This window comes from Actinophytocola sp., from assembly GCF_035712165.1.
Lineage (GTDB): Bacteria > Actinomycetota > Actinomycetes > Mycobacteriales > Pseudonocardiaceae > DASYTH01.
The window spans coordinates 22,655-48,970 of record NZ_DASTBH010000570.1; the positions used below are offsets into that span (position 1 = coordinate 22,655).

Annotated in this window: 21 protein-coding genes; 12 read left to right on the top strand and 9 right to left on the bottom strand. The window is 72.2% G+C overall.

Features of this window, described 5'->3' with window-relative positions; all coding sequences use genetic code 11:
• Positions 1-187 precede the first annotated feature (187 nt).
• The gene (locus VFO68_RS33360) at positions 188-1,669 is read right to left on the bottom strand and encodes a M20/M25/M40 family metallo-hydrolase (RefSeq protein WP_414635616.1); all 1,482 of its coding nucleotides are present in this window, start codon (positions 1,667-1,669) and stop codon (positions 188-190) included.
• 221 nt (positions 1,670-1,890) lie between these two features.
• On the opposite strand from VFO68_RS33360, the gene pdhA reads away from it, so the two are divergent.
• From pdhA to VFO68_RS33380, 4 genes are all read left to right on the top strand, one after another.
• Positions 1,891-3,096 carry a pyruvate dehydrogenase (acetyl-transferring) E1 component subunit alpha gene (pdhA, locus tag VFO68_RS33365; protein ID WP_325162422.1) on the top strand — a complete coding sequence of 402 codons (1,206 nt, stop codon included), beginning with the start codon at positions 1,891-1,893 and terminating at the stop codon, positions 3,094-3,096.
• The gene (locus tag VFO68_RS33370; protein WP_325162423.1) at positions 3,096-4,115 is read left to right on the top strand and encodes an alpha-ketoacid dehydrogenase subunit beta; all 1,020 of its coding nucleotides are present in this window, start codon (positions 3,096-3,098) and stop codon (positions 4,113-4,115) included. Before pdhA ends, VFO68_RS33370 begins: the two co-directional genes overlap by 1 nt.
• A 12-nt stretch (positions 4,116-4,127) precedes the next feature.
• Positions 4,128-5,495 carry a dihydrolipoamide acetyltransferase family protein gene (locus VFO68_RS33375; RefSeq protein WP_325162424.1) on the top strand — a complete coding sequence of 456 codons (1,368 nt, stop codon included), beginning with the start codon at positions 4,128-4,130 and terminating at the stop codon, positions 5,493-5,495.
• Between the two features lie 101 nt (positions 5,496-5,596).
• Complete coding sequence (locus tag VFO68_RS33380; RefSeq protein ID WP_325162425.1) at positions 5,597-6,241, top strand: TetR/AcrR family transcriptional regulator; 645 nt, start codon at positions 5,597-5,599, stop codon at positions 6,239-6,241.
• Here VFO68_RS33380 and VFO68_RS33385 read toward each other — a convergent pair.
• Positions 6,238-6,657: a hypothetical protein gene (locus VFO68_RS33385; RefSeq protein ID WP_325162426.1), complete on the bottom strand. Its 420-nt coding sequence runs from the start codon at positions 6,655-6,657 to the stop codon at positions 6,238-6,240. The genes VFO68_RS33380 and VFO68_RS33385 overlap by 4 nt on opposite strands.
• Positions 6,658-6,704: 47 nt before the next feature.
• Between VFO68_RS33385 and galT the strand changes: the two genes are divergently transcribed.
• Entirely contained in the window at positions 6,705-7,718 is a 1,014-nt protein-coding gene (galT, locus tag VFO68_RS33390) for a galactose-1-phosphate uridylyltransferase (protein ID WP_325162427.1), read from the top strand.
• Here the strand turns inward: galT and VFO68_RS33395 are convergent.
• On the bottom strand, positions 7,702-8,547 hold the full coding sequence (locus VFO68_RS33395) for a MaoC family dehydratase (RefSeq protein ID WP_325162428.1): 846 nt from the start codon (positions 8,545-8,547) through the stop codon (positions 7,702-7,704). The two genes, galT and VFO68_RS33395, sit on opposite strands and share 17 nt — an antisense overlap.
• Positions 8,548-8,620: 73 nt before the next feature.
• A complete protein-coding gene (locus VFO68_RS33400) occupies positions 8,621-9,955 on the bottom strand; it encodes a 3-oxoacyl-ACP reductase (protein WP_325162429.1) in 1,335 nt (444 codons plus the stop codon).
• Between the two features lie 83 nt (positions 9,956-10,038).
• On the opposite strand from VFO68_RS33400, the gene VFO68_RS33405 reads away from it, so the two are divergent.
• From VFO68_RS33405 to VFO68_RS33435, 7 genes are all read left to right on the top strand, one after another.
• A complete protein-coding gene (locus VFO68_RS33405) occupies positions 10,039-11,319 on the top strand; it encodes an acetyl-CoA C-acetyltransferase (RefSeq protein ID WP_325162430.1) in 1,281 nt (426 codons plus the stop codon).
• Between the two features lie 71 nt (positions 11,320-11,390).
• Positions 11,391-12,584: an ATP-binding protein gene (locus tag VFO68_RS33410; RefSeq protein WP_325162431.1), complete on the top strand. Its 1,194-nt coding sequence runs from the start codon at positions 11,391-11,393 to the stop codon at positions 12,582-12,584.
• A 153-nt stretch (positions 12,585-12,737) separates the two neighbouring features.
• Positions 12,738-12,872 (top strand): hypothetical protein, encoded by a 135-nt coding sequence (locus tag VFO68_RS33415; protein ID WP_325162432.1) that lies wholly within the window; start codon positions 12,738-12,740, stop codon positions 12,870-12,872.
• Positions 12,873-13,055: 183 nt separating this feature from the next.
• Positions 13,056-17,201 (top strand): NEW3 domain-containing protein, encoded by a 4,146-nt coding sequence (locus VFO68_RS33420; RefSeq protein ID WP_325162433.1) that lies wholly within the window; start codon positions 13,056-13,058, stop codon positions 17,199-17,201.
• Positions 17,198-18,025 (top strand): peptidylprolyl isomerase, encoded by an 828-nt coding sequence (locus VFO68_RS33425; RefSeq protein WP_325162434.1) that lies wholly within the window; start codon positions 17,198-17,200, stop codon positions 18,023-18,025. Before VFO68_RS33420 ends, VFO68_RS33425 begins: the two co-directional genes overlap by 4 nt.
• A gap of 35 nt (positions 18,026-18,060) precedes the next feature.
• Positions 18,061-18,984, top strand: coding sequence for an ROK family protein (locus tag VFO68_RS33430; protein ID WP_325162435.1), 924 nt, complete (start codon positions 18,061-18,063; stop codon positions 18,982-18,984).
• 36 nt (positions 18,985-19,020) lie between these two features.
• Positions 19,021-19,953 (top strand): bifunctional helix-turn-helix transcriptional regulator/GNAT family N-acetyltransferase, encoded by a 933-nt coding sequence (locus tag VFO68_RS33435; protein WP_325162436.1) that lies wholly within the window; start codon positions 19,021-19,023, stop codon positions 19,951-19,953.
• A gap of 191 nt (positions 19,954-20,144) precedes the next feature.
• On the opposite strand, the gene VFO68_RS33440 is transcribed toward VFO68_RS33435, so the two are convergent.
• The 5 genes from VFO68_RS33440 to grpE form a co-directional block, all read right to left on the bottom strand.
• Positions 20,145-20,723 (bottom strand): peroxidase-related enzyme, encoded by a 579-nt coding sequence (locus VFO68_RS33440; protein ID WP_325162437.1) that lies wholly within the window; start codon positions 20,721-20,723, stop codon positions 20,145-20,147.
• 292 nt (positions 20,724-21,015) lie between these two features.
• Positions 21,016-22,839 (bottom strand): phosphoenolpyruvate carboxykinase (GTP), encoded by a 1,824-nt coding sequence (locus VFO68_RS33445; protein WP_325162438.1) that lies wholly within the window; start codon positions 22,837-22,839, stop codon positions 21,016-21,018.
• 293 nt (positions 22,840-23,132) lie between these two features.
• Positions 23,133-23,876, bottom strand: a complete 744-nt coding sequence (locus tag VFO68_RS33450; protein WP_325162439.1) for a DUF6802 family protein — start codon at positions 23,874-23,876, stop codon at positions 23,133-23,135.
• A 71-nt stretch (positions 23,877-23,947) separates the two neighbouring features.
• Positions 23,948-25,789 carry a dynamin family protein gene (locus VFO68_RS33455; RefSeq protein ID WP_325162440.1) on the bottom strand — a complete coding sequence of 614 codons (1,842 nt, stop codon included), beginning with the start codon at positions 25,787-25,789 and terminating at the stop codon, positions 23,948-23,950.
• Positions 25,786-26,301 carry a nucleotide exchange factor GrpE gene (grpE, locus tag VFO68_RS33460; protein WP_325162441.1) on the bottom strand — a complete coding sequence of 172 codons (516 nt, stop codon included), beginning with the start codon at positions 26,299-26,301 and terminating at the stop codon, positions 25,786-25,788. The genes VFO68_RS33455 and grpE overlap by 4 nt, the downstream gene beginning before the upstream one ends.
• Positions 26,302-26,316: the final 15 nt, after the last annotated feature.

A 26,316-nucleotide genomic window follows, 5' to 3' on the forward strand; every position in this document is an offset into this window, starting at 1 on the left:
TGGGCGAGCGTCGCCGGTCACCCAACCCCGGCTTTAGCGGCATGTCACTGGTTTGGTCCGTTGCGCACGCGGGAAGATGGGGCCGCGCTGGCCCGACGCGGACCGCCGCGGAGCGGGCGGCGCTCGAGTCGGGCGCGACCAAGGCTCAAGTCCGGCACCCGTTCTCCCCGGTGCGGGTGACCGGTACTCAGCCGCGGGTGGCGTGGCCGTGCAGGATCATGGCCACCGACTCGGTGACCCGGGCGGCGTGGTCGAGGTTGAGCCACTCGTCCGGCACGTGCGCGTTGCTGTCCCGGCCGGCGGCGCCGGTGACCACGAACTGGGCGTCCGGGTAGCTCTGCGCGAGCAGGCCCATGAACGGGATCGAGCCGCCGATTCCCACGGTGCGCCAAGGGTTGCCGAACACCGACTCGCTCAGGTCGTCCAAAGTGGACCGCAGCCACGGAGCGAGCGCCGGCGCGTTCCAGCCGTCCGCGGCGTCGACATGGCCGATCTCCACGTGCGCGCCGTAGGGCACGTCGGTGGTCAACACCTTGCGCACCGCCTCCAGCACGGAGCGCGAGTCCGCGGTCGGTGGCAGCCGGAAGCTCAGCATGAGCGTGCTGTACGGCCGCAGCACGTTGCCCGCGACGGCCGGCTCGGGGAAGCCCGCCGCGCCGATCACCGACAGCGTCGGCCGCCAGGTGTTGTTGATCGTCAGCTCGACCTCGTCGTCGGACACCAGCCCGACGCCCTCCAGCAGCGGAAACGCCGAACGCACCACACCGGGCGCGGTGGCCACCGCGTTGCGCGCCTCGGCCATCCGGTCGGCCGGGACCTCGACGAACATCTCCGGGACCAGCAGTTGACCGGTGCGGGCGTCCTCCAGCCGGTCCAGCAGCATCCGCATGACCCGGAACGAACTGGGCACCACGCCGCTGGCCATCCCGGAGTGCAGCCCGGCGGGCAGCACCCGCACGGTCACCTCGAGCGAGGTCAGGCCGCGCAGCGAGGTGGTCAGCCACAGCCGGTCGTAGTCGAACCCGCCCGAGTCCAGGCACACCACCAGGGTCACCTCGCCCAGCCGGGGCTTGAGGTGCTCCAGGTAGGCCGGCAGATCCGGGCTGCCGGACTCCTCCGAGGTCTCCAGCACCACGATGCACCGGGCGTGCCGGCCGCCGGCCGCGCGGACCGCCTCGATCGCCGCGATGGCCGCGTACCCGGAGTACCCGTCGTCCACCGCGCCCCGGCCGTAGAGCCGGTGATCCCGGCGCACCGGGGTCCACGGGCCGAGCCCGTCGGACCACTCGCCGAACGGCGGCTGCTTGTCCAGGTGGCCGTAGAGCAGGACGGTCCCGGCGCCGGCGGCGCCGTCGGTGGCCGGCACGTCCACCAGCAGCACCGGGGTCAGCCCGGGCAGCCGGACCACCTCGACCGTGGCCTCGGGGATGGCCCTGGCCAGCGCCCAGTCCCGCACGTGCGCGACGGCGCGGTCCAGGTGCCCGGTCCGCGCCCAGTCCGCGTCGAAGTTCGGCGACAGCGCGGGGATGGCGACGAACTCGGTCAGGCTCGGCAGGATGTCCACGTCCCAGCGCCGCCGGACATCGTCGCGCACGGTCCCGGTATCGAGTGCTGTGTCCACCAGTCGATCCTGCCATGCCTCCAGCGTCTCTCTAGGTGCCCCTACCATCGGGTGTCCTAACGTTTTCCCAGTTCAGCGCGTCTTACCCGGGAACCGATCCCACCAGGCGGACTCACCAGAAGGCGTGCGGTCATGCCAGGATGGAAACCGAGAGACCGTCAGTGCTGACCGTTGACCGACTGCCAACACCCGTGGCGGCGGGCCCCGGCGGCGCGGCCGTAAACGTCGCCACAAGTGACAGACGCGGCACCGACACGAGGAGAAGGCGCATGTCGTCCCCAGAACAGTGGACGCACCCCGAACCCGGGGCGGCACCCGCCGCCACAGCTGCCGCCCCCACGGCTGAGCAGGTGATCGCGGGTTTGCGTGCGACGAGCGAAGGCGGAGCGGAGTTGGTTCAGCTGCTCACGCCGGAGGGCGAACGGGTCGAAAACCCCGAGTTCGACCGTTATGTGGCGGATGTCACCGCCGAGGACCTGCGCGGGCTCTACCGCGACATGGTGCTGGTGCGCCGGGCCGACCGGGAGGCCAACGCCCTGCAGCGGCAGGGCCAGCTCGGCATCTGGGTCCCGCTGCTCGGCCAGGAGGCCGCCCAGATCGGCGCCGGCCGGGCGATGCGACCCCAGGACATGGCGTTCCCCAGCTACCGCGAGCACGGCGTGGCCTGGTGCCGGGGCGTGCGCCCGGAGGAGCTGCTCGGCATCTTCCGCGGCACCGACAACGGCAGCTGGGACCCGATCGCCAACCGCTTCCACCTGTACACGATCGTGATCGGCAACCAGGTGCTCAACGCCGCCGGGTACGCGATGGGTCAGCGGTTCGACGGCAAGGTCGGCGACGACGACGGGGAGGCCACGATGGTCTTCTTCGGCGACGGCGCGACCAGCCAGGGTGACGTGCACGAGGGCTTCGTGTGGGCGTCGGTGTACGACGCGCCGCTGGTGTTCTTCTGCCAGAACAACCAGTGGGCGATCTCCGAGCCGACCGAGCGGCAGACCCGGCTCCCGCTCTACCAGCGCGCCCGCGGCTACGGCTTCCCCGGCGTCCGGGTGGACGGCAACGACGTGCTCGCCACGCTGGCGGTCTCCCGCTGGGCGCTGGACGAGTGCCGGCACGGCAACGGCCCGGTGCTGATCGAGGCCTACACGTACCGGATGGACGCGCACACCACCACCGACGACCCGACCCGCTACCGGCTCTCCGACGAGCTGGAGGCGTGGAAGCTCAAGGACCCGATCGAGCGGGTCCGGGTGAACCTGATCCGGCACGAGCACGCCGACCAGGCCTTCTTCGACTCGATCCAGGCCGAGTCCGACCAGCTCGCCGCCGAACTGCGGGAGTTCTGCGTGAACATGCCCGATCCGCCACCCGACCGCATGTTCCGCAACGTCTACGCCGAGCCCAGCCCGCAGGTCGACGCCCAGCGCGACGAGTTCATGGAGTACCTGGCCGGCTTCTCGGGAGGTGCGCACTGATGGCTACCCCGGTGCTGAACAAGACCTCGGCCGCCGCGTCGGCCACCCAGACCACGACGCTGGCCAAGAGCCTCAACCTCGGCCTGCGGGCGGCCATGGAGGCCGACCCGAAGGTGCTCATCATGGGCGAGGACGTCGGCAAGCTCGGCGGCGTCTTCCGGATCACCGACGGCCTGCAGAAGGACTTCGGCGAGCACCGCGTGCTGGACACGCCGCTGGCCGAGTCCGGGATCATCGGCACGGCCGTGGGCCTGGCCATCCGCGGCTTCCGCCCGGTGTGCGAGATCCAGTTCGACGGCTTCATCTTCCCGGCGTTCGACCAGATCGTGTCCCAGGTGGCCAAGCTGCACTACCGCAGCCAGGGCAAGGTCAAGCTGCCGATGGTGATCCGGGTGCCGTTCGGCGGCGGGATCGGCGCGGTCGAGCACCACTCCGAGTCGCCGGAGTCGTACTTCGCGCACACCGCGGGCCTCCGCGTGGTGTCCTGCTCCAACGCCGTGGACGCGTACTGGATGATCCAGCAGGCGATCCGCTGCGACGACCCGGTGCTGTTCTTCGAGCCGAAGCGGCGCTACTACGAGAAGGGTCAGCTCGACGTCGACGCCGAGCCGTACCCGCTGTTCGCCTCCCGGGTGCTGCGCCGGGGCGATGCCGCCACCCTGGTGGCGTACGGCCCGATGGTGAAGACCTGCCTGGACGCCGCGGCGGCCGCCGCGGAGGACGGCACCTCGCTGGAGGTCATCGACCTGCGGACGCTCTCGCCGCTGGACCTCGACCCGGTGTTCGAGTCGGTGCGCCGCACCGGCCGGCTGGTCGTGGTCAGCGAGGCGCCGCGGGAGAGCTCGCTGTCCGGTGAGATCGCGGCCAGGGTGCAGCAGGAGTGCTTCTACTCGTTGGAGGCACCGGTGCTGCGGGTGACCGGGTTCGACACGCCGTACCCACCGTCGAAGCTCGAGGAGGAGTTCCTCCCCGACCTCGACCGGGTGCTGCACGCTGTCGACCGTTCGCTTGCCTGGTAAGGGAAACAACACATGCCTGACTACAAAGTGTTTCCCCTCCCGGACACCGCGGAGGGGCTGGTCGACGCGGAGATCCTGACCTGGCACGTCAAGCCGGGCGACGAGGTCACCGTCAACCAGATCATCGTGGAGATCGAGACCGCCAAGGCGGCGGTCGAACTGCCCTGCCCGTGGGCGGGCGTGGTCACCGAGCTGCACGCGGCGGCCGGGGAGACGGTCGAGGTGGGATCGCCGATCCTGACCATCGACGTCGACCCGCACGGCGCCGCGGCCGCCCCGGCCGAGGAGCAGCAGAGCGACAACGGGCGGACCGCGACCCTGGTGGGCTACGGCCCGAAGACCGGGGTGGCCAAGCGCCGGGCGCGCAAGGACTCGCCGGTTCCGGCGGGTTCGGTGCAGAGCGCGTTCGCCCGGACCGCGGCCCCGCCGCCACCGCCGGTGGTGGAGGAGGAGATCCCCGTGGTGCCGGACAGCCCGGCCGCGCTGCTGGACATGCCCGGCGGCTACGTCCCGCTGGCCAAGCCGCCGGTGCGCAAGCTGGCCAAGGATCTCGGCGTGGACCTGCGTTCGCTGACCGGGTCCGGGTCCAGCGGCGTGATCACCCGGGAGGACGTGGAGCGGGCGGCGAGCGGGACGGCGGCCGTTGCCGCGCCGGCCGCCGGGCCGGGGTACGACCCGGCCACCCGGGAGCGCCGGGTGCCGGTCAAGGGCGTGCGGCGGGCGACCGCGCAGGCCATGGTGGACAGTGCGTTCACCGCGCCGCATGTGACCGAGTTCCTCACCGTCGACGTCACGCCGATGATGGAGCTACGCGCCCGGCTGAAGGAACACCCCGCGTTCCGGGGGGTGAAGCTCACCCCGCTGACCTTCGCCGCCAAGGCGGTCTGCCTTGCCGTGCAACGGACTCCGGACATCAACGCGGTCTGGGACGGCGCGGCGAACGAGATCGTCTACAAGGAGTACGTGCACCTCGGCATCGCCGCGGCCACCCCGCGTGGCCTGATCGTGCCGAAGGTGCGCGACGCCGACCGGATGTCGCTGCGCGAGCTGGCCGAGGCGCTCGAGGCGCTCACCGCCACCGCGCGGGACGGCAAGACGCAGCCGGCGGAGATGGTGAACGGCACGATCACGATCACCAACGTGGGCGTGTTCGGAGTGGACACCGGCACCCCGATCATCAACCCGGGTGAGTCGGCGATCCTGGCGCTCGGCGCGATCCGGGACATGCCGTGGGTGGTGGACGGCCAGATCGTGCCGCGCAAGGTCTGCCAGCTCTCGCTGAGCTTCGACCACCGCGTGGTGGACGGCGAGCAGGGCTCGCGGTTCCTGGCCGACGTCGGCGCGCTGCTGGCCGACCCGGCCTTCGCGATCACCTACTGATCAGCTCGAGTCCCCGGTTCCGGACCACCCGGAACCGGGGACTCGCGCGTTCGGCCCGGTCCCGTGCGGTACCTACTGGAAAGTAAGGATACGGTTGGGGCATGGACGTGGATGAGCGGCGGCGGCCCAAACGGCTGCCCCGCGAGGTTCGGGAGCGGCAGATCCTGGACGCCGCCGTCCTGGTCTTCTCCCGGCACGGCTACCACGACGCCTCGATGGACGAGGTGTCCGAGGTGGCCGGCGTCTCCAAGCCGATGATCTACGCCTACCTCGGGTCCAAGGAGGACCTGTTCGGGGCCTGCATCCGGCGCGAGGCGACGCTGCTGTTCGAGGCGGTCACCGCCGGGGTGCGCGACGCGCTCGCGCCGGACATGCAGCTCTGGCACGGGCTCGGCGCGTTCTTCCGGTTCGTCGGCGAGAACCGGGAGAGCTGGCGGGTGCTGCACCGGCAGGCCGCCTCACACGGCGGCCCGTTCAACGACGAGCTGCTGCAGATGCGCGCCCGGGCGATCACGCTGGTCACCGGCCTGCTGACCCGTTCGACCCCGCGCCCCGAGCGCGACGAGCAGGCGCGGCTGTCCACCGAGGCGCTGGCCGCCGCCCTGGTCGGCTCGGCCGAGTCGCTGGCCGACTGGTGGCTGGACCACCCCGACGTCACCGACAAGATGCTCGCCTCCTGGCTGATGAACCTGGCCTGGATGGGCTTCGGCGACCTGGTCGACGGCAAGGTCTGGACCCCGAGTTAGTCCCCGGAGTAGCCCCAGAACACCAGTTCGTGCGGCTGGCCGTCCTGGTAGAGCACGGTGTAGCGGCCCTGCCAGGAGTCGAAGTCGGCGCACGGTTCGTCGACCTGCTCGAAGTCGGCCCGGGTCGGGGTCTCGCTGCCGAGCAGGGCGTCCACCTCGACCGGGGACAGCTCCCGGATCTGGCCGGTCTCGTCCGCGGCGAACGCGTGGTTGACCCGGTGCATGTCCAGGATCGAGTGGGTGCCCTCCTCCCAGAACTCCTCCTGCTGCTTGGCCGCCACGAGCTCGGCCAGGGAGTCATACTTCTCACCCTGGTAGTAGTCGCCGTCGGCCAGCACCTGGCGCTGTAACTCCGCGAACGCCTTGCCGACGTCGGCCTGGTAGGGAACGAAGTACTCCCAGCCCGAAGCTCCCACCGATTACCTCCTGAACATGCGGGTCGGCGCATCATAGGGTCGGAAACGTGAAACGTACACAGGTCCGGCTCGCCGACGGCCGTACGCTGATCTACTTCGACCGGGACGAGGGCGCCGACCGCACCGCGCCGGACACCCGGACGTTGCCGGCGCTCGGGCCGGGCGGGGAGCTGCGGCACGACGCGCTGCTCGACGAGTGGGTGTCGGTGGCCAGCCACCGGCAGGACCGCACCTTCCTGCCCCCGGCCGACGAGTGCCCGCTGTGCCCGTCCCGCCCCGGACGGCCCACCGAGATCCCGGCCGCCGGCTACGAGGTGGCCGTGTTCGAGAACCGGTTCGCCACCTTCCGGGAGCCGCACGGGCGGTGCGAGGTGGTCTGTTTCACCTCCGACCACACCGCCTCGTTCGCCGAGCTGCCCGCCGGGCAGGTCGGCACCGTGTTGGCGGCGTGGGCCGACCGCACGGCCGAGCTGTCCGCGTTGCCGAACGTCGAGCAGGTGTTCTGCTTCGAGAACTTCGGCGAGGAGATCGGGGTGACCCTGCATCACCCGCACGGCCAGATCTACGCCTACCCGTATGTCACCCCGCGCACCGCGCGGATGCTGGACGCGGTGCGCCGGCATACCGGCGACCTGTTCGCCGAGGTGCTGGCCGCCGAGCGTTCGGCCGGGGTGCGGGTGGTGGCGGCCAACGAGCTGTGGACGGCGTTCGTGCCGCACTCCGCCCGGTGGCCGTTCGAGGTGCACCTCTACCCGCATCGCAAGGTGGCCGACCTGACCGGGCTGGACGAGGCCGAGCGGGACGCCTTCGCCGAGGTCTACCTGGACGTCCTCGGCCGGTTCCGGCGGGTGTTCGACCGGCCGCTGCCCTACATCTCGGCGTGGTACCAGGCCCCGGTCCGGGCCGGTCGCGAGCTGGTCCACCTGCATCTGCGGCTGTTCAGCATCCGCCGCGCCCCGGACAAGCTGAAGTACCTGGCCGGCTCGGAGTCGGCGATGGGGGCGTTCATCAACGACATCCCCCCGGAGCGGGCGGCCGAGCTGCTCAGGGCCGCCGGGTGAGCGTGCCGGTCAGGTGCGGCTCGCCGGTGCGAGCGCCGAACAGCTGGAAGCCGGCCCCCTCGTCGGTCCACTCCACCGCGAAGCCGACCGTGGCCGGCAGCAGCACCGGCCGCTGGAACCGGACGTCCACCGTGCAGGCGTCCGGCAGCCGGCCCTCGAACGCGGCCAGGCAGCGGGCCTTGGTCCACATGCCGTGCGCGATCGCCCGGCGAAAGCCGAACGGCCGGGCGGTCAGCGGGTAGAGGTGGATCGGGTTGCGGTCGCCGGACACCTCGGCGTAGCGGCGGCCGGTGTCACCGGGCACCCGCCAGGTGGCGGTCGCGGGGGGCGCGGCGCCGGGAGCGGCCGGCTCCCGCTCGCCGGACCCGCCGCCGCGGCGCAGGTAGGTGCTCACTCCCGTGCAGACCACCTCGCCGCCGGCCGACACCTCGGTGACCACGTCGAACTGCCGGCCCTTGGCATGCGGCCGGAGGTGCTCCGCGCGCACCCGGATGCCGAACCGCTCGCCGCGCGGCAGCGGCCGGGTGCGGGTGATCCGGTTGGCCAGGTGCACCGAGCCGACCAGCGGGAACGGGAAACCCGGGTCGGTCATCAGCTTGATCTGCAGCGGGAAGCCGAGGATGTGCGGGTAGGTGAGCGGCAGCTCGTCGGACAGCCGGAACCCGCAGACCCGGTCGTAGGCGGCCAGGTGAGCGGCGTCGACGGTGACCCCGGTCAGCTCGTAGCCGGTGTCGGGCAGCGCACCGCCGCGCCGGGCGAACCCGGTGAGCACGGCCTTTCCGTACAGCGCCAGCAGGTTGGGCGCCGAGTCCAGTGTGGTCACCGTCACGCTGTCCTTTCTCGTGACCAACCGTGGGCCCGGCCGCCGGCGCGGACGCGCGTTGCGAGGACCCCGGCGGCGCTCACGCGCCAAGCAGGCTCTGCCCGCACACCCGCACCACGTTGCCGTTGACCGCGCCGGAGGCCGGGTTGGCGAACCAGGCGACGGTCTCGGCCACGTCCACCGGCAGCCCGCCCTGGGACAGGCTGTTCATCCGGCGACCGACCTCGCGGATCACCAGCGGCACGGCGGCGGTCATCCGGGTCTCGATGAACCCGGGGGCGACCGCGTTGATGGTGGCGTCCCGGGCGGCCAGCACGGGGGCGTAGGCGTCGACCATGCCGATCACCCCGGCCTTGGTGGTGGCGTAGTTGGTCTGCCCGGTGTTGCCGGCGATCCCGGCGATCGAGGACACCCCGACGATCCGGCCGCCGGGGCGCAGCAGGCCGGCCTCGAGCAGCGCGTCGTTGATCACCGGCTGGCAGCTCAGGTTCACCGCGAGCACGGCGTCCCAGTCCGCGTCCGGCATGTTGGCCAGCCGCCGGTCCCGGGTGATGCCGGCGTTGTGCACCACGACGTCCACCCCGTCGAGCCGCTCGCGCAGGTACCCGGCCAACCGCTCGGCCGCGTCCGGCGCGGTGATGTCCAGTTGCAGCGCGGCGCCGCCGACCTGGTTGGCCACCGCGGACAGCTCCGCGCCCTGGTCCGGGACGTCCAGCGCCACCACGTGCGCGCCGTCCCGGGCCAGCACCTCGGCGATCGCCGCGCCGATGCCCCGCGAGGCGCCGGTGACCAGCGCGACCCGGCCGGCCAGCGGGCGGTCCCAGTCCTGCGGCTCGGCCGGGCGGCCGGCGCCGTGCGTGCCGATCCGGATCACCTGGCCGGACACGTAGGCCGAGCGGGCCGACAGCAGGAAGCGCAGGGTCGACTCGATCGCCGTCTCGGCGCCGGGCGCGACCTGCACGAGCTGCGCGGTCGCCCCCCGGCGCAGCTCCTTGCCGACCGAGCGGGTGAAGCCCTCCAGCGCGCGCTGGGCGATGGCCGCGCCGGGCGAACCGGCCGCCTCGGGCGGGGTGCCGAGCACCAGCACCCGCCCGCAGCCGGCCAGCGAGCGCAGCTCCGGCTTGAAGAACGTGTGCAGTTCGCGCAGGCCGGCGGGGTCGGTGATGCCGGTGGCGTCGAACACCAGCGCGCCGGGGGCGGGTTCGGTGCCGAGGTCCACCCCGGCCGACTTGAGCGCGGCACTGACCGCGTCGAGCAGCCGCCCGCCGGGTGCGGCGCCGAGCCGGGCCGGTCCGGGCAGTGGGGGCTCACCCGGGCGGTGCCGGCGGAGCGGGGTCGGGTCGGGCAGCCCCAGCCGGCGCACGATCGTGCGGCCCACGCTGGTGGTGGTGAACTGCTGGTACCGGTCCGTCATGTGTGTGCACGCTCCCTACTCACGAGTAAGACTACTCATGAGTAAAGTAGGATTGCCAACAAGCCACACTTGGAGGAACGACCATGCCCCCCGCCCAGGTACGGAAGGTAGCCATCCTCGGGGGCAACCGGATCCCGTTCGCCCGGTCCAACGGCCCCTACGCCGCCGCGTCCAACCAGGACATGTTCACCGCCGCCCTGGACGGGCTGGTCAGCCGGTTCGGGCTACGGGGTGAGCGGCTCGGCGAGGTGGCCGCGGGCGCGGTGCTCAAGCACAGCCGGGACTTCAACCTGGCCCGGGAGTGCGTGCTGGGCAGCAGGCTGTCCCCCGAGACCCCCGCCTACGACATCCAGCAGGCCTGCGGCACCGGGCTGCAGGCGATCCTGCAGTCCGCGAACAAGATCGCCCTCGGCCAGCTCGACTCGGCCGTGGCCGGCGGGGTGGACACCACCAGCGACGCGCCGCTCGGGATCAACGAGGACCTCCGCCGGATCATGGTCGGGCTGAACGCCGCACGCGGCGTCGGTGCCCGGCTCCGGCTGCTGACCAGGCTGCGGCCCGGTCAGATCGTGCCGGACATCCCGCGCAACGCCGAACCGCGCACCGGGCTGTCCATGGGTGAGCACGCGGCGATCACCGCCCGGGAGTGGGGGATCAGCCGGGCGGCGCAGGACGAGCTGGCCGCCGCCAGCCACCGCAAGCTCGCCGCCGCCTACGCCGCCGGGTTCTTCGACGACCTGGTCACGCCCTACCTCGGGCTGACCCGCGACCAGAACCTGCGCCCGGAGTCGTCCGCGGACAAGCTCGGCACGCTCAAGCCGGTGTTCGGCGGCCCGGACGCGACCATGACCGCCGGCAACTCCACTCCGCTGTCCGACGGCGCGTCCGCGGTCCTGCTGTCCAGCGAGGAGTGGGCGAAGGAGCGCCGGCTGCCGGTGCTGGCCTATCTGACGTTCACCGAGACCGCGGCGGTGGACTACGTGCACGGCCAGGAGGGGCTGCTGATGGCGCCCGCCTACGCGGTGCCGAGGATGCTCGCCCGGGCCGGGCTGTCCCTGCAGGACTTCGACTTCTACGAGATCCACGAGGCGTTCGCCTCCCAGGTGCTGGCCACCCTGGCCGCCTGGGAGGACGTCGACTTCGCCAAGGACCGGCTCGGTCTGGACGAGCCGCTCGGTGCGATCGACCGGGCCAAGCTCAACGTCAACGGCTCGTCGCTGGCCGCCGGGCACCCGTTCGCCGCGACCGGCGGCCGCATCGTGGCCACCCTGGCCAAGCTGCTCGACCGCAAGGGCTCCGGCCGGGGTCTGATCTCGATCTGCGCGGCCGGCGGGCAGGGCGTCGTCGCGATCTTGGAGAAGTAGGTCCCGACACGCCAGTAGCCGTTTCTGCGCCAATATCGGCTTCGTCCTAGAAACCTGGATACGGTGCGATCGTGGACCCGGTGCGCAACCCGTTCGCTCCCGGCGCCGGCCAGCGGCCGCCCGAGCTGGCCGGGCGGGACAGGGAGCTGGACGCCTTCGACGTGGTGTTGGAGCGGGTGGCCCGGGGTCGCCCGGAACGTAGCCTGGTGCTGACCGGGCTGCGTGGCGTCGGCAAGACCGTGCTGCTCGGCGAGCTGCGCTCGATGGCGGTCCGGCACGGCTGGGGCGCCGGCAAGATCGAGGCCCGGCCCGAGGCGGACCTGCGCCGGCCACTGTCCGCCGCGCTGCACCGGGCGATCCGCGACCTGGCGGTGCAGCACCGCGCGCCGGAGCGGGTCGAGTCGGTGCTCGGGGTGCTCAAGGCGTTCGCCCTGCGGGCCACCCCGTCCGGGGCGAAGCTCCGCGAGCGGTGGCAGCCGGGCATCGACGTGCCGGCGGCGCAGGGCCGGGCCGACTCCGGCGACATCGAGATCGACCTGGTCGAGCTGCTCACCGACGTGGCCGAGCTGGCCCAGGACGTGGGCACCGGGGTGGCGGTGCTGATCGACGAGATGCAGGACATCGGGCCGGAGGACATCTCCGCGCTGTGCGCGGCCTGCCACGAGCTGTCCCAGTCCGGCGCGCCGCTGGTCGTGGTCGGGGCCGGCCTGCCGCACCTGCCGGCGGTGCTGTCGGCCAGCAAGTCCTACTCCGAGCGGCTGTTCCGGTACGTGCGGATCGACCGGCTGGACCGGGAGGACGCCGACCTGGCGGTGCTCGCCCCGGTGGCCCGGGAGGGCGCCGGGATCACCCCGGCCGCGCTGACCGCACTGTTCGAGGTGTCCGGCGGCTATCCCTACTTCATCCAGGCCTACGGCAAGGCCGCCTGGGACGCCGCGGCGGCCGACCCGATCACCGAGGAGGACGTGGCGGTGGCCGCGCCGGAGGCGGAGACCGAGCTGGCGGTGGGCTTCTTCGGCTCCCGCTACGAGCGGGCCACACCGTCCGAGCGGGAGTACCTGCGGGCCATGGCTGAGATGACCGAGGGCAAGGACGAGAGCGCGGGCACCTCGGACATCGCGGTGTACCTGGGCCGCAAGCCCTCGTCGCTGTCGCCCGCGCGGGACAGTCTGATCAAGAAGGGCCTGATCTACTCGGCGGAACGCGGCCGGATCGCCTTCACTGTGCCGCACTTCGGCCGATACCTCCTGGGGATGGACGAGTAGCGCTTTCTCGGTCTCTCTAGCTCTGTCACTAGAAAGCTCCATACAACGCGATGGCCGATGATTCATCGGGCTGTGCCGGATCTCACCGGACAATCGTTGGCGATGACACCGTTGCACGGAGCATCATGGGGAGTAGAGAAAGGAGGTAGTCCGATGAACATTGCCGCGAAGCTCCGCGCCGCGCGTAACCGCCGGGCGGTGTACCGGGCGATCGACCGGGCCGCGACCCCGGCCCTGCGCAACGAGCTGATCGTGATCGCTCAGAGCCAGGCCGACCGTCCCCGGTAACGCCTACCGAGTGTGACGTGGCGCACATCGTCTCGTTGTGTAACGCGAAACCCGGGCGTCACGATGTTCCGGTTGACCCCGTAGTGCTGGCGGACCCCCGACCTGGCAGCAGTACGGGGTTTCTCTTTGTCCGCCCCGGTCAAGGGCTTGTGTGCGAGGTGATCGACCGACCAAGGTCGGTCCATGCCGCACGCCGTGTCCGCCGAGAGCACCGAGCTGTTCGTCGGTGACGACTCCGCCCTCCTGCAGATCGTTCGGGTGACCACCGCCGCGCATCGCGAGCCCGGCCGGGTCCACGTCGAGGGACCAGGCCTGTCCACGCCCGCCGCCGTGCACCTCTCCGAGTACGGCCCGTTCGGTCTCGACGTGCCGGTGGACACGCACGGCGCCGCGCCCGGCAGCCGGCTGCCGGCGCGGGTCGTGCTCGACGCCGGCGGGGCACGGCTGGAGACCGAGTTCGAGCTCGTGGTCGCCGAACCCGGCTGGACCATGCACATGGTCAACCACTTCCACTACGACCCGGTGTGGTGGAACACCCAGGCCGCCTACACCGTCGCCTGGGACCGGCTGGACTTCCCCGGCTCGCCGCGCGGCGCCCGCCAGCAGGCCGGGTTCGACCTGGTCCGGGCGCACCTGGCGATCGCGCTGGCCGAGCCCGAGTACCGGTTCGTCCTGGCCGAGGTGGACTACCTCAAGCCGTACTGGGACGCCCACCCCGAGGACCGCGCGGTGCTGCGCCGGCTGCTCGCCGAGGGCCGGGTGGAGATCATGGGCGGCGCCTACAACGAGCCCAACACCAACCTCACCGACCCCGAGACCACCGTGCGCAACTTCGTGCACGGCATGGGCTTCCAGCGGCACGTGCTCGGCGCCGACCCGCACACCGCCTGGCAGCTCGACGCGTTCGGGCACGACCCGGCGTTCCCCGGGTTCGCCGCGGACGCCGGGCTGACCTCCAGCTCCTGGGCGCGCGGCCCGTTCCATCAGTGGGGGCCGATGGAACGCACCGCCGCCGGCAAGGGCGACCCGCGGCGCATGCAGTTCCCCAGCGAGTTCGAATGGGTCTCGCCGTCCGGCCGAGGCCTGCTCACCGCGTACATGGTCGACCACTACGGCTCGGGCTGGGTGCTCGACTCGGCGCCCACCGTCGACGCCGCCGAGGAGGCCGCGTACCGGCTGTTCCTCGGGCTCAAGCCGGTGGCCAGCACCCGCAACGTGCTGCTCCCGGTCGGCGGCGACTACACCCCGCCGAACAAGTGGGTCACCGAGGTGCACCGAAGCTGGAACTCCCGCTACCGCTGGCCGCGGTTCGTCTGCGCGCTGCCCCGGGACTTCTTCGCCGCGGTGCGGGCCGAGCTGGCCGAGCGCGGCGCGGCGCCGATGCCGCAGACCCGGGACATGAACCCGATCTACACCGGCAAGGACGTCTCCTACATCGACACCAAACAGGCCCAGCGCGCGGCCGAGACCGCGCTGCTCGCCGCCGAGCCGTTCGCGGTGTTCGCCAGCCTGCTCGGCGGCGCGCGCTACCCGGACGCGGCGCTGGCCAAGGCCTGGGTGCAGCTGGCCTACGGCGCGCACCACGACGGGATCACCGGCTCCGAGTCCGACCAGGTCTACCTCGACCTGCTCACCGGCTGGCGGGACGCGCACGACCTGGCCACCGGGGTGCGCGACGCCGCGCTGGGAGTGCTCTCCGGCCTGGTGGACACCACCGGGACGGGCACCCCGGTGGTGGTCTGGAACCCGCTGACCCACGAACGCACCGACGTGGTGACCGTGCGGCTGGCCGAGCCGCTGGGCACCGGGGTGGCGGTGCGGGACGAGGCGGGAACGGAGCTGCCGGCGCTGGTCGAGCACGGCGGGCACTCGATCACCTTCCTCGCCTACGACCTGCCCCCGCTGGGCTGGCGCACGTTCTGGCTGAGCGCCGCCGACCGGGACGACCAGGGCTGGACACCGGCCGGCGGGGTCAGCGCGGCCAACGACACCTACCTGGTCGACGTCGAGCCGACCCGGGGCGGCGGGGTGACCAGCCTGGTCGAACGGGCCACCGGCCGGGAGCTGATCACCGACGGGCGGCTGGGCAACGAGCTCGCGGTATACGACGAGTACGCCCAGCACCCGGTGTTCGGCGCGGGACCGTGGCACCTGCTGCCCCGGGGCACGGTCACCACCTCGGCCCGCACCGCCGCCCGGGTGACGAAGCTGACCAGCCCGGCCGGCGAGCGGCTGGTGGTGACCGGCCACGTGGGACCGGTCGGGTACACCCAGACGATCACGCTGTGGCACGGGGTCGGCCGGGTCGACTGCCTGACCACGGTGGACGAGTTCACCGGCTCGGACCAGCTGCTGCGGGTGCGCTGGCCGGCCCAGGTGCCCGGGGCGCTGCCGGTCAGCGAGGTGGGAAACGCGGTGGTGGGCCGTGGGTTCGGCCTGATCGACGTGAACTCGGCGCACCACCCGTGGACCCTGGACAACCCGGCGCACACCTGGTTCGGGCTCTCCGCCACGGCCGCGTTGCGGCTGGCCGGCGGCACGCTGCGGCCGATCGGCGTCGCCGAGATCATCGTGCCGAGCCGGGAGCGGGCCGCACCGCTGGCCCGGGAGCTGGCGGTGGCGCTGGCGCGGTCCGGGGTGACCGCCACGGTGAGCACGGCGGACGGGGCGCGCTACGGCGACCTCGGCGTCGACTCGAACCTGCCGGACGTGCGGATCTCGATCTGCGGCCCGGGCGAGAACCCGTTCACCGCCGAGGTGCTGGACCGGGTCGGCGTCCAGGACGACGGGCGGCCACGGTGGGTGCCGCCGGACAAGCCACTGGCCGAGGTCTGGCAGCCCAGCGCCGACCTGCGGGACAGCCGGGCGCTCGGCGTGCTGGTGGTGCCCACCGGCTCGGTCGCGGCGGTGGTGGCCGACCTGGCGGACCACGTGATCGAGGTAGGCGACGGCGACCCCGGCCAGGACGCCTACGCCGGCCGGACCGTCGCGCTGCTCAACCGGGGGCTGCCCGGGTTCGCCGTGGACTCCGGCGGCACGCTGCACGCCTCGCTGCTGCGCTCGTGCACCGGCTGGCCGTCCGGGGTGTGGATCGACCCGCCCCGGCGCACCGTCCCGGACGGCTCGAACTTCCAGCTGCAGCACTGGACGCACGAGTTCGGCTACGCGGTCGTCAGCGGCTCCGGGGACTGGCGGGCGGCCGGTATCGACGCGGCGAGCGCGGAGTACAGCCGGCCGCCGCTGCCGGTCGTGGCCACAGCCGGGCCCGGCGAGCTGCCGGCGTCCGGGTCGCTGCTGACGGTGCGGCCGGCCGACCGGGTCCGGCTGGCGGCGCTGAAGGCGGCCGGCAACCCGCTGACGCACGGCAGCGCGGCGCCGGCCGATCCGCGGCTCGGGGTGGCGCTGCGGCTGGTGGCGCACACCGGCGAGCCGGTGACCGCCCGGGTCGACTCGCCCCTGCTGGACCTGGTCGACGTGCGACGCTCCGATCTGCTCGAGCGGCCCGGGGAGGCGCTGGACTCCCTCGCGGTGCCGGTGCCGGGCTGCGACGCGGTGACCGTGCTGGCCACCCCGGCCGGCCTGCCCACCGTCCCGGCCGGTCCGGAGCTGGGGCCCGAGGCGGAGCTCGCGCAACCGCTGTACGCCAAGTACTGGCTGCACAACCGGGGGCCGGCGCCGCTCGGGGGCCTTCCGGTGGCGGTGCACCTGGAGACCTCGGGCGAGCGGGTCCGGCTCACCGTCGCGTCCGACCGCACCGACGGCGACGTGCACGGGTTCGTCCGGCTGACCGCACCGGACGGGTGGCGGGTCGAGCCGGCCGAGGTGCCGTTCGGCCTGCCGGCCGAGGGTCACCTGGACACCGAGCTGACCGTGACGGCGCCGCAGGACGCGGAACCCGGGGCGTATCCGGTGCGGGCCCGGCTGGAGCTCGCCGGGCCGGACCTGCCGCCCAGCTGGCGTCAGGTGGTGGAGGACGTCGCGGTGCTGACCGTCCCCGGGGACCGCCCGCCGCTGCTGGAGCTGGCCGCCGATCCCGAACCGGTCCGGCTGGCTCCCGGGGCGCGCGGCCGGATCGCGGTCCGGGTCCGGTCCGGTGCGCACGCCGCGCTGGCCGTGGAGGCGGCGCTGATCAGCCCGTGGGGGACCTGGGAGCTGGCCGGCCCCCGGGCCGTGGGTGCGGAGGTGCCCGCGCTCGGCGAGGCGGAGCTGGCCTTCGACGTCACCCCGCCGCCGTGGACCCCGGCCGGCCGGTGGTGGGCGTTGATCAGGGTTGCCGGCGCCGGCACGGTGCTGTACTCGCCGGCGGTCCCGCTGGAGGTGGCGCCGTGAGTGGGCGACTCGCCGGGCCGGAAGTGGGGACTCGCGGGGCTGGAGCGGGGGACTCGCCGGTGGCGTGGGTGGACGGGGAGCCGGTGGACGTGGGCACGGTGGACGAGCGGGAGCGGGAGCTGCGGGCCGGGCCGGGCCGGGCGGCCCTACCGAGGGTGGACACCAGCGAGGGACGGCAGTTGCGGCGCTGGCTGGTGCAGCTGATCGCGGCCGAGCGGCTGGTGCGGCGGGAGGCGGCCCGGCTCGGGGTCACCGCCCAGACCGCGCCTGAGTTGGCGGCCCTCGCGGCGGACTCGGCGGCCCTGCTCGAGCTGGGCAGCGTGCCGGCCGCCCTGTTGGCTCGCGACCCGCTGGCCCGGGCGGTGTTCGTGGCCGTGACCGCCGGGGTGCGGGTCGAGGAGGCCGAGGTGGCCCGGTATCACGCGGACAACCCGGAGCGGTTCGGCCGGCCGGAGTGCCGGCTGGTCCGGCACGCGGTGCTGACCGGACCGGACCTCGAACCCGCACTGGCCGCCCGGCCGGTGCGGACGCTGCGCCGCGGCGAGCTGACCGGGCCGGTCGAGGACGCGGTGTTCGGCGCGGCGCCGGGCGCGGTGGTCGGCCCGGTGCGGGACCCGCTGGGCTGGCACGTGCTCCGCCTCGAAGCCGTGCGCCCGGCGACCGCCCGGCCGCTGGCCGACGCCGAGGCCGAACTGCTGGCCGCCCGGCGCCGCCGCAGCTTCACCGCCTGGCTGGACGGCCGCACCGCCGAGCAGGTCGTGCTGGCCGAGGGGTACGAGCACCCCGGGGACCCGGCCCAGCCTGACAACACCCACCGGCATTAGGTTGCTGGTGTCGAGAGTTGCGGAGAGGCGGACGAGTGGCACGGACCGTGCTGGCCGTCGACGTGGGCGGCACCAAGATCGCGGCCGGGGTGGTGGACGACTCCGGGCAGGTGCTGGCCGCCGTCAGCCGGCCGACCCCGACCGACCATCCGGAGAGCACCTTCGGCGCGGTCCGGGCGGCCATCGACGAGGCGCTGGCCGCCGCACCGGCGCCGGTGGAGGCGGTCGGGATCGCCTCGGCCGGACCGGTGGACGTGACGGCCGGCTCGGTCGGGCCGATCAACATCCCGAGCTGGCAGGGTTTCCCGCTGCGCGACCGGGTGCGGGCCGTGCTGCCGGACCTTCCGGTCACGCTGGCCGGCGACGGCCTGTGCATGGCGGTGGGCGAGCACTGGATGGGCACCGGCCGGGGTAGCGCCTCGATGCTCGGCATGGTCGTCTCGACCGGCGTGGGGGGCGGGCTGGTGCTGGACGGCCGGCCCTACGGCGGCCGGACCGGAAACGCCGGGCACATCGGGCACATCGTGGTGGAGACCACGGACGGCTGGCCGTGCACCTGCGGCGGCCACGGGTGCGTGGAGACCGTCGCGAGCGGACCGAACCTGGTGCGCTGGGCCCGGCGGCAGGGCTGGCAGGCCCCGGACCACGCCGACGCGGCCCATCTGGCGGCGGCCGCCCGGGCCGGCGACGAGATTCCGCTGGCGGCGTTCGCGCGCGGCGGCCGGGCCGTCGGGCTCGCGGTGATCGCCACCGCGGTGGTCTGCGACCTCGACCTCGTGGTGGTCGGCGGAGGTGTCGCGCAGGCCGGTGACCTGCTGTTCGACCCGCTGCGGGCGGCCCTGGCCGGGCACACCGGGTTGTCCTTCGTGCACTCGTTACGGGTCGAGCCTGCGGGTCTGCGGCAGCGGGCCGGGCTGGTCGGGGCGGCGGCTCTGGCGCTCGAATCGATCACCGGATAGTCTTTGCCTCAGTCAACGAAATAGTTGAGGTGGGCAATGAACTCCACGGTCCCGACCGAGCGCGTGGCGGCGGTCCGCGCGTTCAACCGGATGTACACCAGGGTCATCGGCGTGCTGGACGAGGGCCTGCTGGACTCCCCGTACTCGCTCACCGAGGTCCGGCTGCTGTTCGAGCTGTCCGATCGCGGCCAGGTCGAGGTGGCGGTGCTGCGCCGGGTGCTCGGCCTGGACGCCGGGTACCTCAGCCGGCTGCTGACCAAGTTCGAGACGGCCGGGCTGGTCGTCCGGGAGCGGTCGGTCACCGACGCCCGGGCCCAGCTGGTCACGCTCACCGAGGCGGGCGCGGAGGTCTTTCACGCACTCGACCGCCGGTCCTCCGAGCAGGTGCGGACGCTGCTGGCCGGGGTGACCGACGAACACCAGCGCCGGCTGGTGCGGGCCATGGACCTGATCCGGGACACGCTCGGCCCGGATCCCCGGCCGGACACGGTGGTGCTGCGCCCGCCGCGCGCCGGCGACTACGGCTGGGTGGTGCACCGGCACGGCGTTCTCTACGGCCAGGAGTACGGCTGGGACAGCACGTTCGAGGGCCTGACCGCCCAGGTGGTCGCCGACTACGTGGCCGGCCACGACCCCCGGACCGAGGCCGGCTGGATCGCCGAGCTGCACGGCGAGCCGGTGGGTTGCATCTTCTGTGTGCGTCAGGACGAGCACACCGCGAAGCTCCGGCTGCTGCTGGTGGAACCGGCCGCGCGCGGCCACGGCATCGGCGCCCGGCTGGTCGCCGAGTGCATCGCCTTCGCCCGCGGCGCCGGCTACCGCGCGATGGAACTGTTCACCGTTGATGTGCTGGTCTCCGCCCGGCGGATCTACCAGCACGCCGGCTTCCGCCTCGTCGCCGAGAAGAAGCAGCACCTCTGGGGCGCCGACGTCACCGGCCAGACCTGGCGGTTAGAGTTCGGCCCCTGATGGACCGAACACCTCCGGCTGGTCAGCACCGGTTCCGAGACCCTACGTCGCCGCCCGGCTACGCGAGCGCGGCCGGATCTCGGGCACCCTGAGTCTGGTGGAGCGGCTGCCGGCCTGGGTGAAGTCCGCGAAACATCGCGACGAGGTCCTGCGGACGATCGGCCGGCTGCGCGCATCGCTGCGGGCCTGACCTATTCCCGGGGCAAGCGCCCCATCAAGTAAAACTCGTCATTAGGCACCAGGGCCATCAGGTGGGCCATCCGGTTGGACAGCGCGAACAGGGACGTGACCGCGCCGACGTCCCAGATCTCCTCGTCGGTCAGGCCGGCGTCCCGGGCCGCCTCGATGTCCTCGGCGGTGAACGCGCCCGGATCGACGGCGAGGGTCAGAGCGAGGTCGACGATGGCGCGCTGCCGAGCGCTCAGCTCGACCGACCACGGGTTGGTGGCCACCCGGTCGGCCAGGTGCGGGTCGCGGGCCCGGACCCGCAGGATCGCCCCGTGCGCCACCACGCAGTACGTGCAGTGGTTGGCGCCGGACGTGGCGACCACGACCAGCTCCCGCTCGGCCTTGGTCAGTCCGGTCTCCCGCTCCATCACCGCGTCGTGGTAGTCGCAGAACGCGCGCAACTCGGCGGGACGATGCCCGAGAGCGAGAAACACGTTGGGCACGAACCCGGATTTCTCGGCGATCACGCCGATCCGGTCCCGTAGATCATCAGGTAGTTCGTCCAGCGTCACCGCACCGAACCTGCTCACGTCCTGGCCCATGGTCAGGACCCTAGAACAGGCGGGGGGTCAGCCACGGCCCGTGGGGGCTACAGCCACCATCAGCACGGCCCCCAGAGCTAAGACGAGCATCGCCACTCCGGCGATCATGGCACACCTCCTTCGTCCATAGTGACCGACTTCACCAATGGGACGTATGTAGGAGGGTGCGCGTTGCTTCCCCTTGTGGACAACCAAATTTCGAGCCGGTCTCGACCAGGTGTCGACCGGCTCCACAGGCTGTGCACAGATGCGTCCACAACCTGTGGATACCCGGTCAATCCATGATCATTCCTCAGCTCAAGCGTTGCTTGAGCGCGTCCAGCTCATCCTTGAGCAGCGTGGGCAGCTTCTCGCCGATCTTGGCGAACCACTCCTCGATCAGCGGCAGCTCCGCCCGCCACTCCTCGGCGTCGACCTCCAGGGCCGCCTCGATGTCCGCGCGGGACGCGTCCAGACCGGACAGATCCAGATCGTCGGCGGAGGGCACCCAGCCGATCGGCGTCTCGGTCGCCGCGGCCTTGCCCTCGATCCGCTCGATCGCCCACTTGAGCACCCGCGAGTTCTCGCCGAAGCCCGGCCACAGGAAGCGCTTGTCCTCGCCCCGGCGGAACCAGTTCACGTAGAAGATCTTCGGCAGCTTGGCCGCGTCGGCCTTCTTGCCCATCGCGATCCAGTGCTGGAAGTAGTCCCCGGCGTGGTAGCCGATGAACGGCAGCATGGCCATCGGGTCCCGGCGCACCACGCCGACCTTGCCCTTGGCCGCGGCCGTGGTCTCCGACGACAGCGTCGCGCCCATGAAGGTGCCGTGCTGCCAGTCCCGGGACTCGGTCACCAGCGGGATGGTGGTGGCTCGGCGGCCGCCGAAGAAGATCGCCGAGATCGGCACGCCCTTCGGGTCGTCCCACTCCGGCGCCAGGATCGGGCACTGCGCCATCGGCGTGCAGTACCGCGAGTTCGGGTGCGAGCTGGGCTCGTCCGAGTCCGGCGTCCAGTCCTGCTTCTTCCACGAGGTCAGGTGCGCGGGCGGGTCACCCATGCCCTCCCACCAGATGTCCCCGTCGTCGGTCAGGGCGACGTTGGTGAACAGCGAGTTGCCCTTGGCGATCGTGCGCATCGCGTTGGGGTTGGTGTGCCAGTCGGTGCCGGGGGCCACGCCGAAGAAGCCGAACTCCGGGTTGACCGCGTAGAGCCGGCCGTCCTCACCGAACCGCATCCAGGCGATGTCGTCGCCGAGCGTCTCCACCCGCCAGCCCGGGATGGTCGGCGCCAGCATGGCCAGGTTCGTCTTGCCGCATGCGCTCGGGAACGCGGCGGCGATGTAGTAGACCTTGTTCTCCGGCGAGATCAGCTTCAGGATCAGCATGTGCTCGGCCAGCCAGCCCTGGTCGCGGCCGATCACCGAGGCGATCCGCAGCGAGTAGCACTTCTTGCCGAGCAACGCGTTGCCGCCGTAGCCGGAGCCGTAGCTCCAGATCATCCGCTCCTCGGGGAAGTGGGTGATGTACTTGGTCTCGTTGCACGGCCAGGGAACGTCGGCCTCATCGGCGTCCAGCGGAGCGCCCAGCGAGTGCAGGGCCGGCACGAACTCCCGCTCCTCGCCGCGCTCGTCGAAGAACTGCGCCAGGGCCTTGTCGCCCATCCTGGTCATGATGTGCATGGAGATCACGACGTACTCGGAGTCGGTGATCTCCACGCCGAGCATCGGCTGCTCGGCCGACAGCGGGCCCATGCAGAACGGGATCACGTACATGGTGCGACCGCGCATCGAGCCCCGGTAGAGCTCGGTCATGATCGCCTTCATCTCGCCCGGGTCCATCCAGTTGTTGGTCGGACCGGCGTCGGCGGGGTGCTGCGAGCAGATGAAGGTGCGCTCCTCGACGCGGGCGACGTCGTTGGGGTCGGAGGCGGCCCAGAACGAGTTGGGCTTCTTGGACAACCTGGTCAACGTGCCGGCCTCGACCAGCTTCGTGGTGAGGCGCTCCCACTCGGCGTCCGAGCCGTCGCACCAGACCACCTGGTCCGGCGCCGTCAGCTCGGCCACCTCCTGCACCCACGACACCAGCCGCGAGTGGGTAGTCGGTGCCTGGTCCAAACCAGGAATTGCCACTGCCGTCATCTGCCTCGTCTCCTGACGTTGCACAAAAAGTCATCAAGGACGCCTTCGTCCGGACCGGACTCCAGCGTCCTCATTAACCGAATGGCAAAGTACCCGCCCGTTTACGAGCGGGTTTGCCGCAAGGTGTGGCTAGAGGCTAACCCGTCTATGCGCAGGTAATCGCCGTCGAGGCTGTCAGCTCTCTCACAGGACCGATAAGGGTATCGATTCAGCACTCAGATGCAGCACTCAATAACACGGGATCCCGATACGCGCCTGGCGTACCGGGATCCGCATTGAGAATGTGGTGAGGATTACTTGGCGTCGGCCCACAACTCGTCCGAGCTGGCGTCCGTGCCGCCGGTCGGCCGGGAGTCGGACTCGTAGGTGCCGTCCGGGTTGAGGTGACCCTCCTCGACGACCTTCCAGTCGTCGCCGCCGGTGTTCTCGGCCACAGTCACGTCGCCGTCGGCCTCGATCACCACGGCGGTGTCCGCGGTGCCGTCGTGGTCGGTGTCGGTGAAGGCGTAGGTGGTGCCGTCGTCGTCGGTGACGATCGCGGTGTCCTTGACGCCGTCGCCGTCGGTGTCGTACTCGGCCTCGCCCGCGGTGACCTCGCCGTTGGGCGTGTCCACCGTGATCGTGCCGGAGTCCCGGTCGTCGGTTTCCCGGTCGTTCTTGTCGTCGGTGTCGGAGGCCTGGCGGTCCCGGCCGGAGTCGCCCTCGTCCGCTCCGTCGCCGCTGGGCGTGGGCAGGCTCTTGACGTCCTCCTCCACCCACTCACCGGACGCCTCGTCGTACTCCGCGCCAGCCACCACGTTGCCGTCCTGGTCGAACTCCACCGCGACGTCGGCGGTGCCGTCGCCGTCGGTGTCGGCGAACGCGATGTACCCGTCCTCGGTCTCGACGACGGCCGTGTCGTTGTGGCCGTCCCGGTCGAAGTCCTCGTTCTCCTCGACCTCGTAGCTCTCGCCGTCCATCTCGACGGTCAGCTCGTCGTTGCCGCTGTCGGCCTCGGGCGTGGTGCTGGTGTCGTCACCGTGCTCGTCGACGTACACGGGTCAACCCCCAATCTGTGGCTGATGTCGGCTGGTATGACTGCGCGCTGTTCGGTCCGGTTCCCGAGACATCAAACCCGGTCGCGCACCGACCGGATGCTGGCGAGCAGCTGCTCGGCGCGATCCCGGCCGGAGCCGACCTCGGTCAGCCGCTTGTTTACCACAGCCAGCTGCTTGGAGCGCTCGTTCGTGTCAAGTCGTAGCGCCTTGTCCACCTCGCGCAGCTCCTCCTCGATGCCGGCGATGCGCCGGCCGAGCGCCTCGTCGAGGGCCAGCGACAGCTGCGACTCGGCCTCGATCAGCTGCTCGGCCACCAGCTGGTCCAAAGTGGACCGGGCGTCCGCGATCGACTCGGTCAGCCACTGCTTCATGTGCTGCTTGTCGGCGGTGTGCTTGCGGGTCTTGGCGATCCACCACCCGGCGCCCAGGCCGATCACGATCGTCGGCACCAGCAGGATCGGCGCGGCCATCGCGCCGGCCAGCGGCAGCAGCGCCATCTTCCCGGCGCCGAACCCGCCGCTGACCCCCATGAACACCAGCAGCTTGTCCTCGGCGGTCGGCGGTCGCTTGTCGGCCGGCCGCAGCACGATCGGCGAGGAGCCGGCCCGAGCGAACTGCGCCCGGATCACGTCCAGCTCATCGGCCTGGAACAGCTCGCCGAGCACCGTCTCGGTCACCTGGTTGAGCCGGTGGCTCACGCTCGCGCTGAGCCGCGCGGACACCATCTGCAGCGCCGTGTCCACCTGGGCGGGCAGTTCGCGCAACCGGTCCTTGTCGGCCGCGTCGATCGCCTGCCGAAACCACGACTGCACGTCCCGCATCTGCCGGCTGATCTCGTGGTTGTTCTCCACCCGGGTGCGCTGCACCTCGCTGCGCAGCCGGACCTGCCAGCCCTTGGTGGACGACCGGCGGTCGGCGGTGAGCTCGTCCTTGCGGGCCCGCAGCGTCTCCGCCTCGGCCTCGCCGGTGGACAGCGCGCGCCGCTCGGCCTCCAGCCGGACCCGCAGCGCACCCAGCGTGGTGGACAGCGCGCGCAGGGTGTTCGCCTCGGACAGCATGATCGACCGGCCGACCAGCAGGTCCTGCATCGCGGTGCGCAGCGCCCCGACCCCGGACTGCTCGCGCAGCATCGCGGCGGCGTCCGGGTTGGGCGCCTTGCCGGCCAGCTCCCACATCCGCGCCGACACCGGATGGAACCGGGCGCCGGCGAACCGGGGGGCGTGCTCGGCGAGCAGTGCCTGGTCGGCCTCGAGCACCTGCCGCCAGCCCCGGTACTGGTCCACTTTGGACAGCGCGAACAGCACCGTCTCCACCCGTTCGCCTACGCCGGCGAGGAAGTTCAGCTCACCCACGGTGAACGGGGCGGACGCGTCGACCACGAACAGCAGCGCGGTGGCCGAGGCGGCCGCCTCCCGGGCCAGCTCGCCATGGATCGAGTCCAGCCCGCCGACACCCGGAGTGTCCACTATGGACAGCTTGCTGAGCAGTTCCACCGGGCCGTCCACCTCGACGTAGCGCGGCGGCAGCTCACCGGCCGGCAGGTCGTGCGCGGCGGACACCCAGCTGATCAGCTCGGCCAGGTCGATCGGAACCGGCGCCAACTGGCCCGGGTAGCAGGCGCGGGCCTCCCACTGCGGCGCGTGGCCGAACACCAGGTACGTCGCGGTGGCCACCTCGGCATCGACCGGGGACAGCCCCGGGTGCCCGATCAAGGCGTTGACCAGCGAGCTCTTCCCGCGGTTGGTTTCCCCCACCACGACCGCCGCCGGGTTCTTCCGCCGCCGGGCCCGGATCTCCTCGACCCAGCGGGCCGAGTCCGGGTCGGCGTCCCGGATCAGCGTGAGCAGCTTCTCCCGGGCCTGCGCCACCTGCTTGGGCAGCGAGGCCTGGGCGGCGGCCGGAGCCGTGGTCATGGAGCCGTCCGGTTGTAGACCGTCACGACCGGCGCGCGCAGCACCTCACCCCGGTCGCTGAACCCGACCACCTCGGTCTCGGCGACCACTCCGTTGAGCGCCTCGTCCTCGGTGGCCACGGTGCCGCCGGCCTCGTGCTGGGCCGGGTCGAACCGCTGACCGTCCGGCCGCAGCGCGGTCACCCCGACCGCAGCGAGGCCCTCCTCGATCCGCTCGGCCACCCCGGAGCTGCGCGCCCGGTCCAGCGCGTACATGCATAACTGCACCAACGACTTCCGCTCCGCGAGCGCCCGGCCGGCCGCCGCCTCGGCCGCGCCGTCCCGCCCGTTCGGCGCCGCGGCCCGGGCGCCCGGGTCCAGGTCCGCGCCGGCGATCACACCATCGGCGGCGATCCCGCCGCCCGGCTGCTCCGCGCCGGCCCGCACCGCGTCGGCGATCACGCTCGCCTTCACCTCGATGGTGGACTCGGCCGGGTCGTCGTCCGGCTTGCCCCGCTTGAACCAGGAAGGCATCCAGGCTCACCCCCG